This window comes from Enterococcus sp. ZQ21 (assembly GCF_030053755.1).
GTDB lineage: Bacteria > Bacillota > Bacilli > Lactobacillales > Enterococcaceae > Enterococcus_B > Enterococcus_B lactis.
Map to the genome: position 1 here is coordinate 2,025,322 of NZ_CP125658.1, position 17,179 is coordinate 2,042,500.

Genomic DNA, 17,179 nt, shown 5'->3' on the forward strand with positions numbered 1-17,179 from the left:
GTAGACTAAAAAAGAGGATGCGACAATAATTATGTCACATCCCCTTATTCGGAATAAGTGGTATTCCCCGCTTTTATTGAATAGTACGCAAACTTTCGATTCGTTCTTTGACAGCCGTTTGCTTCTCTAAATAATCTTTTTCTTTTGCACGTTCTGCCTCTACTACTTCTTCCGGCGCATTAGAAACAAACCGTTCATTAGAAAGTTTTCCTTGGACACGTTTCACTTCGCTTGTCCATTTTTCCAGTTCTTTTTCTAATCGTTTGATTTCCTCTTCGATATTGATTAATCCTGCTAACGGCAAGAAGATTTCTGCACCTGTCAGAACAGCTGACATCGCTAGATCTGGTGCAGTGATCTCACTTGATATCGTCAACTCTTCTGGGTTGCAGAAGCGTTCGATGTAGCTTGTATTTTCAACTAAAAATTGATCGATTTTAGCATCGTTTGTTTTGATTAATAGCGTAATTGGTTTAGACAATGGTGTATTCACTTCTGAACGAATATTTCGAACGGCTCGAATCAATTCCTTCAATACTTCCATTCCTTTAGAAGCAGTTTCATCGTCAAACTCTGGACGTACCACAGGATATTCTGCTACTACTAGAGAATTTCCTTGATGAGGAATATGTTCCCATATTTCTTCTGTGACGAATGGCATGATTGGATGCAACAAACGCAAAATCTGATCCAAGGTATGGACTAGGATACTACGTGTTGTTTGTTTTGAAACAGCATCATCTCCATAAAGTACTTCTTTGCTCATTTCGATATACCAGTCACAAAAATCATCCCAGATAAAGTTATACAGTTGTCTACCGGCTTCACCAAATTCAAAACGATCAAATAATTCAGTTACACGTGCGACTGTTTCGTTCAAACGTGTAAGAATCCAACGGTCAGCCACTGATTTTTCTCCAGATAAATCGATCTCTTCTACGGTCATACCTTCGATATTCATGATAACGAAACGTGAAGCATTCCAGATTTTATTGATAAAGTTCCATGAAGCATCCATTTTTTCATAGCTGAAGCGAACATCTTGTCCTGGTGCAGAACCATTCGATAAGAACCAACGAAGAGCATCTGCTCCATACTTTTCGATTACTTCCATCGGATCGATCCCATTACCTAATGATTTACTCATCTTCCGCCCTTGTTCGTCACGAATCAATCCATGGATCAAGACATTCTCAAATGGTCGTTCGCCAGTAAATTCCAAACTTTGGAAGATCATTCGGCTTACCCAGAAGAAAATGATGTCATAACCAGTTACTAAGGTGCTAGTAGGGAAGTACCGCTTATAATCTTCGCTTTCCGTGTCTGGCCAGCCCATCGTTGAAAAAGGCCACAATGCTGAACTAAACCAAGTGTCTAAAACATCCGGATCTTGGACCCAGTTTTCACTATCAGCTGGTGCTTCCATTCCTACATACATTTCGCCTGTTTCTTTGTGATACCATGCAGGGATTTGATGTCCCCACCATAATTGTCGTGAAATTACCCAGTCATGGACATTTTCCATCCAACGTAAAAATGTTTGATTGAATCTTGGAGGGAAGAATTCCACTGCTTGATCTGTTTCTTGGTTATCAATGGCTTTTTTTGCTAACGGCGCCATTTTTACAAACCATTGAGTAGACAATCGAGGTTCGACAACGACACCTGTCCGCTCGGAATGTCCCACACTATGGACCATCGTATCGATTTTGATCAATCGGCCGATTTCTTTTAGATCTTGCACGATTGCTTTACGAGCAGCAAAACGATCCATTCCAGCATATTTTCCTGCTAGTTCATTCATCGTGCCATCATCATCCATCACATTCACTCGTGGGAGATCATGACGATTACCTACCTCAAAGTCGTTTGGATCATGTGCTGGAGTGATTTTTACTACACCTGTCCCAAACTCCATATCTACATATTCATCTGCAATGATTGGGATTTCTTTATTGACTAAAGGTAGAATCACTTTTTTGCCGATCAGCGCTTGATAACGCTCGTCTTCTGGGTGAACAGCAATCGCCGTATCTCCCAACATCGTTTCTGGCCGGGTCGTCGCAATTTCTACTACGCCTGATCCATCTGCCAGTTCATAGCTCATATGGTAAAAGGCGCCTTCAATGTCTTTATGAATAACTTCGATATCAGATAGAGCTGTTCGTGCTTGAGGGTCCCAATTGATGATGTATTCACCGCGATAGATCAACCCTTTTTCATATAAGGTAACAAAAACTTTACGTACTGCTTCAGATAATCCGTCATCTAATGTAAAACGTTCTCTGCTGTAATCTAAAGATAATCCCATTTTAGCCCACTGTTCACGGATATGACTTGCATACTCTTCTTTCCATTCCCACACTTGATCGATGAACTTTTCACGACCTAGATCATAGCGAGAAATTCCTTGCTCTCTAAGCTTTGCTTCTACCTTTGCTTGTGTCGCGATTCCTGCATGGTCCATACCAGGCAACCATAAAGTATCATATCCTTGCATTCTCTTTTGACGAATCAGCATATCTTGCAAGGTCGTATCCCAAGCATGCCCTAAATGAAGTTTTCCGGTAACATTTGGGGGTGGGATCACGATTGAATAAGGTTTTGCTTTTTTATCTCCGCTCGGTTTAAACAAATCTTGTTCTAACCAATGCTGATAACGTCCAGCTTCAACTTCTTGCGGGTTATATTTTGTTGATAGGTTATTTTCTTCCGTCATGCTGTTTTCCTCCTTTAAACTAAAAAACGTCCTAAAATACTTTCGTATTTTAGGACGTATGATTTACGCGGTACCACCTAAATTGCAATAATCAATCATTATTGCCTCTCCAGTGAGTTAACGATCACGACTCGTCTATCTCTACTCCATTCAAGACAGAAACTCCCAAGCTACCTTCACTGGTTGTCATTGAGAACCTTTCAGCAGATAGTTCTCTCTCTAAGAATGAATGTGCCAGTTACTCCTCTTGTTCAGCGTTATGCTTCATTCTACAATGGTTTTTTTTTTTAGTCAACAAGTGGTCGTGAAAAAACCACTTCATTTAGTATTAAAAAATTTTTGAAAGAATTACAATGGATCCTCGCAAGATCAATAAGCCTACTCAAATTTTCCTAAGAAAAAACTTCTGAGTAATTCTCATCAAAGTAAATAAGCGTCTGTAACTCGGTTGTCAAATCAATGTATTGAACATTGACATAAGTTGGGACAGTTACTCGGTCAGGTACAAAGTTAAGGATAGCGGTTACATTTCCTTTGACAATTTCATCAATAGCAGATTGTGAATATTTACTTGGTACCGTAGAGATTGCTACTGTCACATTTTTTGCTTTGGCTATCTCCGCGAAACGATCAATCGGATAGATCATCTCTCCATCAATGACTCGATTGATCAGTGCTGGATCATTATCAAAGACGCACACGATATTTAGATTTTCATTTCTTCTAAAATTGTTGTGTTTCAATGCTTTGCCAAGATTTCCGTATCCAACTAATGCGATTCGTTTTTCTTCTTTAGTATTAAGGATATTATTGAATACATCGATAAGGAAAGGGACATCATAGCCATATCCGCTTCTGCCTAGCTCGCCTAATTGCGAGAAGTCTCTGCGGATCGTTGCAGAAGGAATTTGGGTGATTTCGCTGAACTCATTTGATTTGATTCTACTTATGCCTGAGTCATCTAGCATCTTTAAATAGCGTAAATATAAAGGTAACCTTTTCGCAGTTGCTTTTGGCAGTGTATCTGTTTTTTCTCGCATAACGACGCTCCTTGTTAATAATTTCACATATTTAGTGTAACATGTTTCTAACCCGGGAGCAAGGTTACAGGTAGGAAGGAAAAGGGTGTGAGACAAATAAAACGACCCAAAAATTAACTATTTGGGTCGCTATTTCATGGAAAATTCTCTTTTTTATCATTTATCAGCTAATCTTCGACATTAGTTCAAAAACGGTAAAATATATGGAGCTATTTTTCCGTTTTGTTTCTCTAATACTCAGGTAAAAACACTGATTTCACAACCTACAGCAATTCTGAAAATTCTTCAGTTTTTTCATTAGAAGATTCTGCTTGTATCTCTTCCATCTTCAAGCCAGCTAGTGCTCGTTGGATCATTTCATCTATTGCTAAACGCTCTTCATATTGATGGACCTTTTCCAGTTGAGGGCGTGTTTTTGGCTGTGGAGGAGCAAAAATCGTACAGCAGTCTTCAAAAGGCTGGATAGAAAGATTAAATGTATCGATCTGTTCTGCTACTTCAATGATTTCAAGTTTATCCATTGTCGCTACAGGCCGAATGATTGGCGTATTCGTTACTTCATTGATAGCCACCATACTTTGCAAGGTTTGTGAAGCCACTTGACCTAATGATTCGCCATTCAAAATAACTAGACCATGACGAATACGGCGAATTTCATCGGTCAACCGCAACATCATTCGACGAGTGATCGTCATCCAATATCCTTGTGGCACTGATTTTTTGATTTCTTCTTGAATCTCGGTAAATGGCACTTCAATAAAATGGATTGTTCCTACATAAGGTGCTAGTTTCGCTGTTAAGTCTTTTGCTTTTTGCAGTGCTTGTTCACTTGTATACGGCGGACTAGCAAAATGAACAGCTTCGATTTCCACTCCCCGCTTCATTGCAAAATATCCTGCAACAGGAGAATCAATCCCGCCAGAAAGCATGAGCATTCCTTTTCCGCTTGTTCCTACAGGCAACCCGCCAGCTCCTTTGATCGTTTCATACGACAGATAAGCGCCGTCACGACGAATCTCTACACGTAATGGAATATCGGGCTGACGCATTTGAACTTGGATATGAGGGAAAATATCAAAAACAGCATTGCCTAATGTTTGATTCAATTCATTACTTGTCAATTCAAATTGGTGATCGCTTCTTTTAGCGATAATTTTAAATGTTTCTTTCCCTGTATAAATTTCTTTCATGATGTCTTGAACAGCTTGTTTCAAAACTTCGACATCTTTTTCTACCCGAATACTCGGAGAAAAATTTTGGATCCCAAATATTTTTGCTAGTTTTGGAATAACTAGCTGACTGTCTGCACCATTCAACAAAAGATGCATCCGGTCGCGATCAGCATGGATTTTGATTTCTGGAAATTCTTTCAAAGCTTGTCTGACATTTTGTGCTAGTTGCATGATAAAGCTTTTTCGATTCTTTCCTTTTGTCGAAAGCTCTCCATAACGGACCATAATTTCACTGTATTTCACAAGAACACTCCTCTTTTAATTGATTGCAGAAAATTTCTTATAAAGCTGCTTGAAAATAATCATAAATTGCTCCACTTCTGCTAATGAATTATTTTCATCTAGGCTGATTCGAATAGCAGATGTAGCCAAATCATTTGGTACATGCATCGCATGCAATGTACTGCTTGCCATATGTTTACGTGAGGAGCAGGCACTAGTAGTAGAAACAAATATTTGTTTTTCCTCTAATGCATGGACGAGAACTTCACCACGAATTCCTTTTAGAGCAAAACATAAAATATGCGGCGCATAGTCGGTTCCTTCTGAAAAGATCGTCACTTTATCATACGACTTCAGCGCATGGATCAAAGCTTCTTTTAAGCGTTGTGTCTGCTCAGGTTTTTGTTCCTTTATCTCTAATGATAAACGTAAAGCTTTAGCCATAGCCACAATACCTGGAACATTTTCTGTCCCACTTCGCTGATTTCTTTCCTGTCCTCCACCTGTCAGTAATGGTGCTAAACGACGACCCTTTTTCCAATAAATGAAACCAGTTCCCCGTGGGCCATGGAATTTATGGGCTGAAAATGTTGCAAAATCCACTCTCCCTGTCAACCATTGCGAGAATGGTACTTTTCCGATTGCCTGAACAGCATCTACATGGAAATGAATTTTAGGGAAATCATCCAAAAGATCACTGATTTCTTGGATGGGCTGAATCGATCCTACTTCATTATTCACAGCCATAACAGAGACCAAAACTGTCTCTTTTCTTATTAATTTTTTCAATTCGTCAACACGTACAAAACCGCGTTTATCTACTGGGGCGATACTTACTTCGATTCCTAATTCTTTTAATTGTTCGGCCGTCTCACTGACTGCCGGATGTTCGATTCCTGAAATGATCATATGATTCCCATACTCTCTTTTTTCAATCATCGTTCCTTTTAATACCCAATTATCTCCTTCTGTTCCTCCTGAAGTAAAAAAGATTTCTTCTGGTTCTGCATGGATCAAATCAGCGATCTGCTTTCTTGCTTGCTGCAACAACCGATTAGCTTGATTGCCCAAATCATGAAGACTTGATGGATTCCCAATAATCCGCTGACTGGTTTTTACGTATGCATCTAAGCTTTGCGGAAAGATTGGGGTCGTTGCACTGTTATCAAAATATATCATAAGAAACCCCTCTTTTTTGAAATTCTTTTCTATTATAACGGTTGTCCAAGGTGCTTTCAAGAGCAGGTGGAATTTTCACTTGTTTCGTCCTTCGGATAGACATAAAAAAAGACAAGAACAAGACGGATGGTTGTCTTGTTCTTGCATGATTGCTGCTTTTTTGCTTTATACTAAGTCTGGATGATTAAAATAAAAATCTTCGATACGTTTGAAAGCACCTGGTTCTACTCGCTCTAATGCTGTACCAATTTCGTCTAATGCTTCTTGATAATGATATTCTTTATTGAATAAATAGTAACTTTTATCAATTGCTTCTCGCACTTCTTCGTGTGTATGACGATAACGGTTTGCATATTGGAGCATTTGCTCCGTTAGTGCTGCTGCATCTACTAGATCATGTGTCTTCTTATCTAATAATTCTAGATCTTCTTCGCATAGAGCAACTAAACGATTGACTTCCTCCATGTTTACTCGAATTTTATTCAAGACAACACTTAGTTCTTCAATACGATCAGTAGCAACAAAAAAGAATTCTAGGTAATCATTCGGCAAGCCAGGCAAACGTTGTTTCTCTACAAAACGTTTCAAGCTACGCAATTTAAATTCGAATGTATCGATCTTTTCTTGCGCTTCTTTTTCGCCTTTTCTCAATTCATGTAATGAGTCGTCGATCTCTACTTGTTGCGTTTCGATATCTTCTAAGACCTTGAAGACTGTTTTATAGAACGTAAGCACTTCTGAATAAGGGATTTCGTGTTGGCGAATCTGTGGAATCATCTGTTCATTTTGACGTTCCATTTCTTCCACTTCAGTTTGGAAACCTCGTACACGACCAATTTCATTGTGATTCAATGTATAGCTTTGAGCGGTGTGATCCAACTCAATCAATAATTGACGGTTATTCTTCGTTGTATGTTTGATATACTCTGCAATCGTTGATTGGTTAGTTTTTACATATCTCTGAGCTTCCATTTCCCGTTCTAAGATGTCATATAGCGAATCAATCAAATCAGCTGTTTCTCGGTTTTCGAATTCGACCGTTTCAACTTCTGTTTTTTCAAGATTGGCTAATGAATTTTCAATTCTTCGACTTACTTTTGCGATATCTTCAGCAAGATCTTCTTCAGGGAATACATATTGTTCTTCCATTAATTTCTCATAAGTATCACTAATTTCTTCAAGTTGTTCAGGGAAAGTCGTATGGAGATCTTCATACAGTGGTGGTATTTTTTTCATCAGAGCTTCCACTTCATACGTATGTTTTTCTGCTTTATCTAAAACCTCGCGGGCCTCTACAGGATCGCCGGAAGTATTTAAAGTCACGAATTGCGTAAATTCTTTTTCGATCATCTTGATCTGTTTTTGCAATTCAAAAAGAGCTGGTCCATATTCATGCTCGTCTTCTCTGACTTTTTCTTTCAGTTCTTCATAGACATCAAGCGCCTGCTGGACAGCTAATGAGTTGCGTTCTTCTGTTTCTCGCAATTCCTTCAGACCTTCACGGATTTCCGTTACTTGTTTCTCCATTTGGTCCATTGTTGCTTCTGCTTCAACAACTGCTTTTTTTCCTTTTAAGAACCGAAAACTTTCATTGAGGTTTTCCACTTCAAAAATTTGACTTTCTAATTCAGCGAATGAGGAAGTAGATATGTCATTCCACTTTTGACTCCATTCACGAAAGGTATTTTGGCTTTGCCCAACCAGATGCATTTTTTTAACATCATCGACTTCTTCAATCACTGGCAAGTCAAATAATTCTTCCTTGCGTTTTTCTAAGGCATCCAATCGATCTTGGTTTTTTTTCTTCATCAAGTAACTAACCAAAAAGACGACAATGGCGACTATAATGATTGCAATGACGATTCCGATGATAACATTATTTCCCATTTATGGTTCCTCCGTTTTCAGTATGCATCTTTTTATGCAACAGATGGCGTTCTGCTTAGCATAAATCCAAATAATACGTCTCTCGTGCAAAAGACATCTATTCTAGATTATAGCATACTATTTTCATGCATTCACTAACTTAAACGAAAATCTTTTGTTTTTCCATCGTATAAATATAACAAAAATAGTGAAGTACTGATCACTCTCTTTCGTTTGTGCGTGCACTCCTATCAGCAGAGCTTTTCCCAGCAAGAGCTTCTTGAATCTGTCGTTGGATTTCTGCCGCGATTTTAGGCTCTGGCGCGTACTCCATCTGCCAGTTCTCAGGTTTCAATACTTTATTTGTTACAGGATCATAATGAGGTTTTCCATCTGGAAACAATTTTCCCATATTTGCCTGATGCACGATATCAAATATTCGATCAGGCGCTATTCCCAATAATGAAAAAGAACCATAAGTAAAGTAAAGGATATCTGTCAGTGCATCTACTTGTTCAATCAGTGGGTCACTTCCCCACTCTGTTTTATCAAGTATTTTTTCTTCTGCTTTATCTAATGCTTCGTGTAGCAGAGTAACAGCTTCATGTAGTTGTTCTTTACTTGGTGAGGTAGCTGCAACAAATTCAACAAGTTCTTCTATTTTGAATGCAGCACGTGTATGAGCCTCCATCGCATTAAAAGCTGTGGGGATTTCTGGTCTTCTTGGATCAAAAATTTTGTGAAATGCTTCTACTTTTTGAAAAGGTGTCTCTGATTCCATACTAATGTTTTCCTTCTTTCATTGACTAATAAATCAGACCAAAGTGTTTCAGTCCTTCGTATATGCCATCTTCTTCATTTGATTGGGTCACAAAATCTGCGGCATGTTTTACTTCGTTCTGAGCATTTCCCATGGCCACTCCAATTCCTACACCTTTCAGCATCTCGATATCATTGTAATGGTCGCCGAATGCCATGATTTCTTCCATCTCAATTCCGACAGCATTTGCGAAAGCTTGGATGCCTAGCAATTTTGAACCACCTTTTGGGATAATATCTACAGTATACGTATTTGAACGTTGGAAGGTACACTCAGGAAATAGATGTTCTAACTTTTTCTGTTCTGACTCCGGACTAAGCAGTATACATTGGTAAATTGGTTCTTTTAATATCTCTAATGTTTCATAACGGTCCTTTTGCCGGTGAGGGCTAAAAAGCTGGAGGATTTTTTTCATCAGACGTACCGGGAATTTACGCGGTAAAAAGCTGACTAGCCGCTTGATAAAAATCGATTGTCCTAATAGCATCGTCGTTGATCCATCTAGCCGATTTCTCGCACCAAAAACGATTTGTCGATGGTTCTCATCTGCAAATTCAACAATATGTTCCAATACTTTTTGTTCAAAAGGGTGGTCGATAATCGTTCGATCTGCAGTAAAAACCAGTTGGCCATTATACACGACATACATATCTAATTCCAATTCATCAATGATTTCTTTGATCTTTATTGGGCTGCGACCCGTTGCTACACCGCATAAAATGCCGTTTTTCCGAGCATAATTAATTGCTTGTTTTGTTGATTCCAATGCTTTTGAACGATTGGTGACCAATGTTCCGTCAATATCAAAAAAAATAGCTTTGATCATAGACTTCGCCCCTTTCATGAATAAAATAAGCCCTTAAAACAGATCCATTTGAGTTGGATTAAGTCCATCCGGCTTGATATTTAATATTTTTTGCAGTGCTAATGCATTTTCAGCCGCATCCCCACCAGAATTGTTATTAAAAATCACACCTATCTCTTTTGTCTTAGAATCAACTGCTTTGACTTCACGTGCTAGTTCTTGCAGTTCTTTTTCTGAATAACGATACAATGTTCTTTTTTTGCGCCAATCTTTATCATTTGCTTGCCATCCCTGAGCATTCCTACCATGGAATCGAAAGAGAGCAAAGTTCGGATTGGTTACAAATGGATCAAAAGGGATCGTTGTATTCAGCAGCTGCGGCTCATCGATGATGGCTAAAGAAAAAGCGGCTCGAGACATAAAGTTTCTCGTACGTTCAAGAAATTCATCGCTGTACCAAGAATAATCCCGCAATTCTACGGCAACAGGATAACTCTCAAACCACTTTCTAAGTTTGCGCAAGTATTGGACATTTTCTTTTGTACATTTGAATGAAGAGGGGAATTGAATTAAAAAGCAAAAAAGCTTTCCAGCTTCTACCATTGGCGACATGACATCTAAAAAATGCGTAATCATCTCTTCTTCGGTCTGATAATAAGGCTTCCAATCTCCTTGACCGCTGATCCCTTGATAGACTTTGACTACAAAGCGAAAAGATTCAGGTACTTCGTTTATCCAATTCTCAACAGAGGACTTTCGAGGAATCCCATAATAAGCAGTATCTAATTCCACTAAGGGTAGAAATCCGGCATATTCATACAGAGTGTTATTCTTTTTGCCAGTTAATTTGTCATGTTCTTTAAACGATGTTAATCCGATTCTGATCATTTTCGACCACCTTCGTAATTGTTTTCCCTTGACTGCTTTTTTGTAAAAGAAACTCAACCAAATACTCCGTGCATTAAGAGGTCAAGGTCGAGTCTTCTTCGTTTAAGTAAGGGCAGCTTTTTTATAATAAGTCTGGCTATTGTTATTCTTCACTGATAGCAAAACTCTTTTATATAGTATACAATAAGATTTAACGGCTATGCAAAATTATTCGTAAGGAAGTCTGTAAAATGAAAAAAATACTTGTACTGCACACCGGCGGAACGATCGCCATGAAAGAAAACATGCTCACTGGCGGTGTTAGTCCTGATGTGGCAAACCCGTTATTAGATGCAGAAATCACGATACCTGAGCATGTGGAACTCTTAGTTGAAGATATCTTCAATCTTCCCTCACCACACATCATGCCTTCTCACATGTTGGTATTAAAAGAACGTATCTTGTCCGCTTATGAATCAGGTATATTCGGAGTGGTGATTACACATGGTACGGATACATTAGAAGAAACTGCCTTTTTTCTTGATACAACGATTGGTGACAAATTACCAATTGTTTTGACTGGGGCAATGCGTTCAAGTAACGAACTTGGAAGTGACGGTCTCTATAATTTTGAAAGTGCTATTCGCGTCGCAAGCTGTGAAGAAGCGGTAGATAAGGGTGTATTAGTTGTCATGAACGATGAGATCCATTCTGCACGCTACGTGACAAAGACCCACACCACAAATGTTGCTACTTTCCGAACGCCTACATTGGGACCAATCGGTTTAGTAACTAAGAATCGAATCTTATTCTTACAAGAACTTTTAGAAACAAAGCGGCTGGATATTTCCGCTGTAAATGGGACTATCCCAATTGTTAAAGCATATGCTGGGATGCAAGGAGACTTATTGGAAGCAATCGCCCATACGAAAGTAGACGGTCTAGTCATTGAAGCTTTAGGTGCCGGAAATCTCCCTCCTCAAGCCCTAGCAGCTTTAGAAAAGCTCCTTGTCCAAAAAATCCCTGTAGTACTTGTTTCTCGTTGTTTCAATGGAATCGCAGAGCCTGTTTATGATTATGAAGGCGGAGGAAAAGAACTAGAAGAAATGGGGATTATTTTCTGCAACAGTATCAATAGTCAAAAAGCACGTTTAAAACTATTGATTGCCGTAAACTATGGTTTGACGGGTGAAGAATTGATTTCGTTTATCCAAAACTAAACATCAATATCTGATAGCTAAACTTAAAAAGAGAGGCTGTGACAAAAGTAGCTTCTTCGAAAACTAAGCCGAAATTTTACAAAAATTTTGAGAAACAATTTTCGTAAACTTCTTCTTATTTCTTGAAGCTGACCATTTCTGTCACAACCTCTTTTTTATTTATTTTTCCATAGAATATTGGCTTCACAATACAGCTGTTCTTGCATTCGGATTTCATGTTTTGATTTGACACCATTTTCAATTGGAACTTGTTCAAAATGGCTTTCGATCTCATTCCCGTACTCTACTTCTTTATCAAATCGAATAATTACTTTTTCTGGAACATGCGTAGTCAAAAAGTCATATCCCAATACATCAATGATCCAATTAAAATACATCGCATTATTAACATGCTGATTACTATCGATATCATAAAAACGAACACGATATGGCAGCATGAAGCCCGAATCAATCTTTTCAATTTTTTCCTGACGCTTGATTTTCTTGATTTTCTCACTCTCAAAAGGAGCAATGATCTCTTCATTAACACTACTCATTTTTCGATTCACAAAATCCATCAATACAAAAACAGATTCTATTTTGACTAATTCTTCCCTATCTTCATCATGGATCCAGAAGTTCCGATAACAGAAAAACTTATTGTACTCCATGGCTTGAGTCGTTACTGAAATTACTTCACCGACTCTAGGTAAACGTTTAATCTCCATAGAATAATTCGTGATGACCCAAGTCAGTCCAAAGCTATTGACGAATTCACTGCCTCTTCCCAACTGGTCGCTTTGATCTTCAGATGTTTTGATAACTACTCCTAACATCGAAGGAAATGTCATCGTTTGATTGATGTCACACTCGTAATATGAAACTTCATGCTTTTTGGTATATTTCTTTGCCAAAAACACGCCCTCCTCTTAAAAACTTTCTAGTAATTGATCTACTTGGGAACCGTAACTTTCTCCAAACATATTCAAATGTGCCAAAAGATAATATAACTGGTAAATCGGCAGTCGATCTTCCCATCCCTCTTCTAATGGAAATATAGTTTGATAGGCATCTAAAAATTCCGGTCGGAAACCGCCGAATAATTGACTCATTGCGATATCTTGTTCCCGATTCCCATAAGAAACAGCCGGATCGACAAAAATTGGTTGTCCTTGCTGGTCAAAGAACACATTACCACTCCACAGGTCTCCGTGCAAGAGGCGTGGAGTGATCTTTTTGGGTTCAACCGATCTCAATACTCGTTCTTTAAATCGCAGATACTTTTCTTGCCGCTGTACATTCCAACGATTCGTTTCTTCTGCTAAAGAAATCTGGGCTTCAAGCCGATTTTTAAAGAAAAAAATCCACCAATCTTCTTCAAAAGAATTTTTCTGAATAAGTGTACCTAGATAGTTATCTTTTCGAAAACCAAATTGCGGCGCTGTTTGCTGATGGAGATTAGCTAAAGCTGCAGCAAGATCTCGTTGATCTCCTTTTCCCGGCTCGATCCATTCCATTAACAAATAAGCGCCTTCACTTGTTTCACCCAGCATGTACGTATCTGGTACACGTACGAATGCAGCTAGCTCTTTTAACCCGTCTACTTCTGCTTCAAAAAAACCTTTTTTTACATTCGGATGGATTTTCAAAAAATAAGCACGCTGCTCTGTTTTTATACGATAAGTTTGATTCACATCGCCGCCAACAACTGGAATCACTTTCCCATTTAGTTTCAGATCAGATAAAACAGTTTGGATATCCATGACTTTCCCCCCTACTCCCAATTTTATTCTATTTTGTCATCATACTTGTTTCATGATAAAAGGATTATTTCCAATCCTCATCCCTTTATTTAGAATTATAGCACAGAGACCATAAAAAGCAGGAGATGGACTTTATAGATAAAAAAGAGCTGACTTAAGCCAGCTCTTTTTTATCTATAATGCATACTCTTTATTGAACTATTTACCTATGCTAAAGCACCCATTGGATCCCATGGAGCTAGCACAATTGGTTCTTCATTGAACGCATTTAGTTGCTCTTTCGTCAACAAATCTTTTCTGACAACGATTTGGTACGTATATTCGTCCATCCAGGCATCACTCATAACGAAGAAACCGTTCTTTCCAACTTTTTCGCCCCAGCTGTTTTCGACTTTCCATTTTGTTGATTGTCCGTCCACTAAATCAACGCCAGTCAATACCATCGCATGGGTCATCAAACTTTCACCAAAATCCAAACGTTCAGCTTTAGTCATTGTGAAATCCGTATCGAATAGATCATCCATCGAATAAGCATCTAAGGCCATGATGCCACTGGTTCTAGTAGAAGATTGTCCTACATCACAACCAAACCATACAGATTCTCCTTGTTCAAGCTGAGCAATCGCTAATTTTTTGAAAGTTTCCATATCAACATTCAGGTATTTAACTTCTTTCCCGCCAACGACATTCCCTAGCATCTCTACTGTATAAGAACGATTGAATGGTTTGTCTTTTGTTGGTGCATTGATCACACTAACATAATCATCTAATTTTACACCGATGTATTTATCATAAAAAATTTGTGGTGTCAGTCCTCGGTCAAGATGATAGTTCTGTTCTTCATCGCGGTACTCAAAATCGAATTCTTTTGGAGGTGTTCCTAATGAGATGGCTAAGAAGTTATAAATACTTTCTAGCATTTCTTCTTTTTTTTCTTCAATAGCGTCTAATGTTTCTCCTTGAGCAACCATTTCGCGTAACACAACTGCATCTTTACGCAGTAGTTTGTTCAAGTAGTTATTCAAATCTCGAGAATTTGAACTATTCGCACTTTCCGGCATTACCGATTTGGGCACAACACCGTATTTTTGGAATAATGAAACGATCATATCCCATTGACCGCCATCTTGTTGAGGAGTAGTTAGCAAGAAAGCCACTTTTCGGCTATCAATAGTCTCTTTTCCAGTTGCAATGATGTTTTCATAGAAGTAATTTGCCTTTTCATATTTATCCCAGAAAAAAGTATAATTTTGTGATAATTCAAACTCTTTTAAATGGAATTGATTCAGCATTTTGTGACGGAACGTATTCAATGCAGCAAACATCCAGCAACGGCCCGATTGCATCTGATTAGCCACTTTTCCTGTAGCCAGATCAATAGAAAATACTGGTGTATTCGCCACATGTGCTGAAATATTTTCAGCAGAAGCAGTAATCCCGTTCTTCACGACAGCCCGCTGCAATGCCTGCTGTTTGTTATTTGCTTGAAACTGTTTGTCAAATTTTGTTGTCATATCCGGTGTAATAGCTTTCATCCAATCATCCTTCCAAATCCAAGTTACACTTCGTATTTTACTCTTAAGAATTTAGAAATACAATCTCTTCTATGATGAAATTTTCATTTGAATGAGAATATACTTACAACTTCATGAAGAAAAATATCATATGGTATACAATAATTTTCAGATAAAAAGGAATATTTCTATGAGATAACGAAAATGGCCTGTATAATAAAGAAGAGTCCTAGAAGAACATCATACAATAAGATAGCTTTCAAAATACTCATTGAAAGAAGGAACTACTATAACATAAGAAAGGAGAATGAATAAAATGAAAAACCTGATTGCTGGCGGCTTTTTGTTTGTGGGTGGTGGCATACTTATGAATACAGAAAACTTTGGGAATACCATCCCTTTTCTTGGTGCAGCTTGTGCTTTGATTGGTGTAGGAATGCTGATTTATTTCGTATTTAGCGATGATGGGAAGTATGGTTGATTATGAGTAGCCAACTCTACTCTCTCGTAAAGATTACAACATACGTGACAAAAACAGAAAGCTTGATTCATCATAATAATAAAAGAAAAAGAAACCCAAGTGATTGGATTTCTTTTTCTTTGCATAAGCTTTATTTACTCCGGCAGTAGGACTCGAACCTACGACATCATGATTAACAGTCATGCGCTACTACCAACTGAGCTATGCCGGAATCAAGTACATGAATATAATATCAATTTCTTTCAAATAACGCAATACTTTTTTTGAATTTTTTTACTATATTCTAGAAGAAACCGTTAGCATTTTTTGTTATTTTTACTTTTTTCTAAGAATTGTTTCATTAGTACAAAAACACATTTTTTTGATAAAAAACATATTGACAAATACATTAATATTCGTTATCCTATTATTTGTATTAATGATAATGCCGCTTTAGCTCAGCTGGTAGAGCGCTTCCATGGTAAGGAAGAGGTCGCCGGTTCAAGCCCGGCAAGTGGCTTCCTTAAACAGTGCAACATGTTGGTTTAACAATGTGTCTGCGCTGTTTTTTATTTTATGCCACGAAAATCCCACAAAACTGTTTTTATTTTAAACAAAAAAAGAATTTTTCAGTTCGTATGCGAATAAAAAAATTCATCCAATCGATTGCTCGACTCTTATTGTCGCGTAATGTTTAACGGCTCTGCAACATCTTCTTGAGAAACCCCTCTCTTTTTTCTATGAATATTTTAATTTCACTGCTAATTCCATAATCATCACCTCTTGTTTAGTTTACAACTAGTTGACCATTAGAAACCGCCCGTTTATTATTATGGGTTAAAGTTCTAGAAATAATATTCCCTCTAGATACTGAAACACGTAAATTCGAGGTAGATATAATATGCTGTCTGCCATTTACACGAACGTCATAGGAAACGGGTCAATTTCCATTAGAAGCTTTAGAGAAACGATAAGTTCTAGCACCAACTCTACACAGACGCTCAATTTCTTCAACTATTAAATGTATTTCCTCTCCTCCTCATTAATATAGGTCAGCTCCTTCATGTCCATACTATCTGGTAATACGAGCTCAAGTACAGTTGAGCTTATTTTTTCCTGAGCTTTTACTTCTTCTTTGGATCCAATTCCTCCTAAATATTTTTGTTAATAAAAGTCATGTACTCCCAAAATCAACTGCTAGTTACCTTAACGAAGCCAATGATTTACATTGATGTAACCTGGTGAGTTCTTATCAAGAAAGGAAGGTTCTGAGATAATTACATTAGTAACAATATAAATTTTTTATAGGAGGGATCATAATGATTAAAAAATTAGTTCTATGTACAATTGTATTGGGAAGTTTTGGGTTAAGTATCACGGCAAATGCGACCAACGAATATGGTGGTACTGATCAAGCAACTCTGAGATTGATCGAAAAAGCTGAAATATTAAATGAAGATATCTTGATGGTTGGCAATGATGAAGTGTCATTA

Annotated in this window: 14 protein-coding genes, 2 tRNA genes and 1 other annotated feature (1 of these 17 cut by a window edge); of the genes, 4 read left to right on the plus strand and 12 right to left on the minus strand. The window is 37.9% G+C overall.

Features of this window, described 5'->3' with window-relative positions; all coding sequences use genetic code 11:
- Positions 1-73 precede the first annotated feature (73 nt).
- The 8 genes from QK255_RS09850 to QK255_RS09885 form a co-directional block, all read right to left on the minus strand.
- The gene (locus QK255_RS09850) at positions 74-2,719 is read right to left on the minus strand and encodes a valine--tRNA ligase (RefSeq protein WP_002310214.1); all 2,646 of its coding nucleotides are present in this window, start codon (positions 2,717-2,719) and stop codon (positions 74-76) included.
- Between the two features lie 47 nt (positions 2,720-2,766).
- Positions 2,767-2,983: a binding site (T-box leader), on the minus strand.
- Between the two features lie 128 nt (positions 2,984-3,111).
- Positions 3,112-3,759, minus strand: coding sequence for a redox-sensing transcriptional repressor Rex (locus tag QK255_RS09855; protein WP_283341539.1), 648 nt, complete (start codon positions 3,757-3,759; stop codon positions 3,112-3,114).
- Between the two features lie 263 nt (positions 3,760-4,022).
- Positions 4,023-5,234: a tRNA uracil 4-sulfurtransferase ThiI gene (thiI, locus tag QK255_RS09860; RefSeq protein WP_002310213.1), complete on the minus strand. Its 1,212-nt coding sequence runs from the start codon at positions 5,232-5,234 to the stop codon at positions 4,023-4,025.
- A gap of 15 nt (positions 5,235-5,249) precedes the next feature.
- A complete protein-coding gene (locus QK255_RS09865; protein WP_002315458.1) occupies positions 5,250-6,392 on the minus strand; it encodes a cysteine desulfurase family protein in 1,143 nt (380 codons plus the stop codon).
- Positions 6,393-6,557: 165 nt separating this feature from the next.
- Positions 6,558-8,279, minus strand: coding sequence for a septation ring formation regulator EzrA (locus QK255_RS09870; protein ID WP_002342254.1), 1,722 nt, complete (start codon positions 8,277-8,279; stop codon positions 6,558-6,560).
- 199 nt (positions 8,280-8,478) lie between these two features.
- A complete protein-coding gene (locus QK255_RS09875; RefSeq protein ID WP_002335499.1) occupies positions 8,479-9,039 on the minus strand; it encodes a pyrophosphohydrolase domain-containing protein in 561 nt (186 codons plus the stop codon).
- Between the two features lie 25 nt (positions 9,040-9,064).
- Positions 9,065-9,904 carry a Cof-type HAD-IIB family hydrolase gene (locus QK255_RS09880; protein ID WP_002335498.1) on the minus strand — a complete coding sequence of 280 codons (840 nt, stop codon included), beginning with the start codon at positions 9,902-9,904 and terminating at the stop codon, positions 9,065-9,067.
- 33 nt (positions 9,905-9,937) lie between these two features.
- A complete protein-coding gene (locus QK255_RS09885; RefSeq protein ID WP_002328978.1) occupies positions 9,938-10,771 on the minus strand; it encodes a DUF72 domain-containing protein in 834 nt (277 codons plus the stop codon).
- 230 nt (positions 10,772-11,001) lie between these two features.
- Between QK255_RS09885 and QK255_RS09890 the strand changes: the two genes are divergently transcribed.
- A complete protein-coding gene (locus tag QK255_RS09890; protein WP_002314249.1) occupies positions 11,002-11,970 on the plus strand; it encodes an asparaginase in 969 nt (322 codons plus the stop codon).
- A gap of 155 nt (positions 11,971-12,125) precedes the next feature.
- Here QK255_RS09890 and QK255_RS09895 read toward each other — a convergent pair whose 3' ends face one another.
- The 3 genes from QK255_RS09895 to QK255_RS09905 form a co-directional block, all read right to left on the minus strand.
- Complete coding sequence (locus QK255_RS09895) at positions 12,126-12,863, minus strand: acyl-ACP thioesterase domain-containing protein (RefSeq protein ID WP_002342255.1); 738 nt, start codon at positions 12,861-12,863, stop codon at positions 12,126-12,128.
- Positions 12,864-12,878: 15 nt separating this feature from the next.
- The gene (locus QK255_RS09900; RefSeq protein ID WP_002315463.1) at positions 12,879-13,712 is read right to left on the minus strand and encodes a fructosamine kinase family protein; all 834 of its coding nucleotides are present in this window, start codon (positions 13,710-13,712) and stop codon (positions 12,879-12,881) included.
- A 206-nt stretch (positions 13,713-13,918) separates the two neighbouring features.
- A complete protein-coding gene (locus QK255_RS09905; protein ID WP_002341214.1) occupies positions 13,919-15,247 on the minus strand; it encodes a C1 family peptidase in 1,329 nt (442 codons plus the stop codon).
- Between the two features lie 295 nt (positions 15,248-15,542).
- On the opposite strand from QK255_RS09905, the gene QK255_RS09910 reads away from it, so the two are divergent.
- Positions 15,543-15,707 (plus strand): hypothetical protein, encoded by a 165-nt coding sequence (locus QK255_RS09910; protein WP_002335493.1) that lies wholly within the window; start codon positions 15,543-15,545, stop codon positions 15,705-15,707.
- Positions 15,708-15,844: 137 nt separating this feature from the next.
- Here the strand turns inward: QK255_RS09910 and QK255_RS09915 are convergent.
- Positions 15,845-15,918: transfer RNA gene (locus QK255_RS09915), tRNA-Asn, on the minus strand.
- A 215-nt stretch (positions 15,919-16,133) separates the two neighbouring features.
- Between QK255_RS09915 and QK255_RS09920 the strand changes: the two genes are divergently transcribed.
- A tRNA-Thr gene (locus tag QK255_RS09920) sits at positions 16,134-16,206 on the plus strand.
- A 799-nt stretch (positions 16,207-17,005) separates the two neighbouring features.
- Positions 17,006-17,179: the 5' portion of a hypothetical protein gene (locus QK255_RS09925; RefSeq protein ID WP_002342256.1), read on the plus strand. Its footprint extends 45 nt past the window's final position; the window shows 174 of its 219 coding nt (coding positions 1-174); it begins with the start codon at positions 17,006-17,008; its stop codon lies beyond the right edge, outside the window.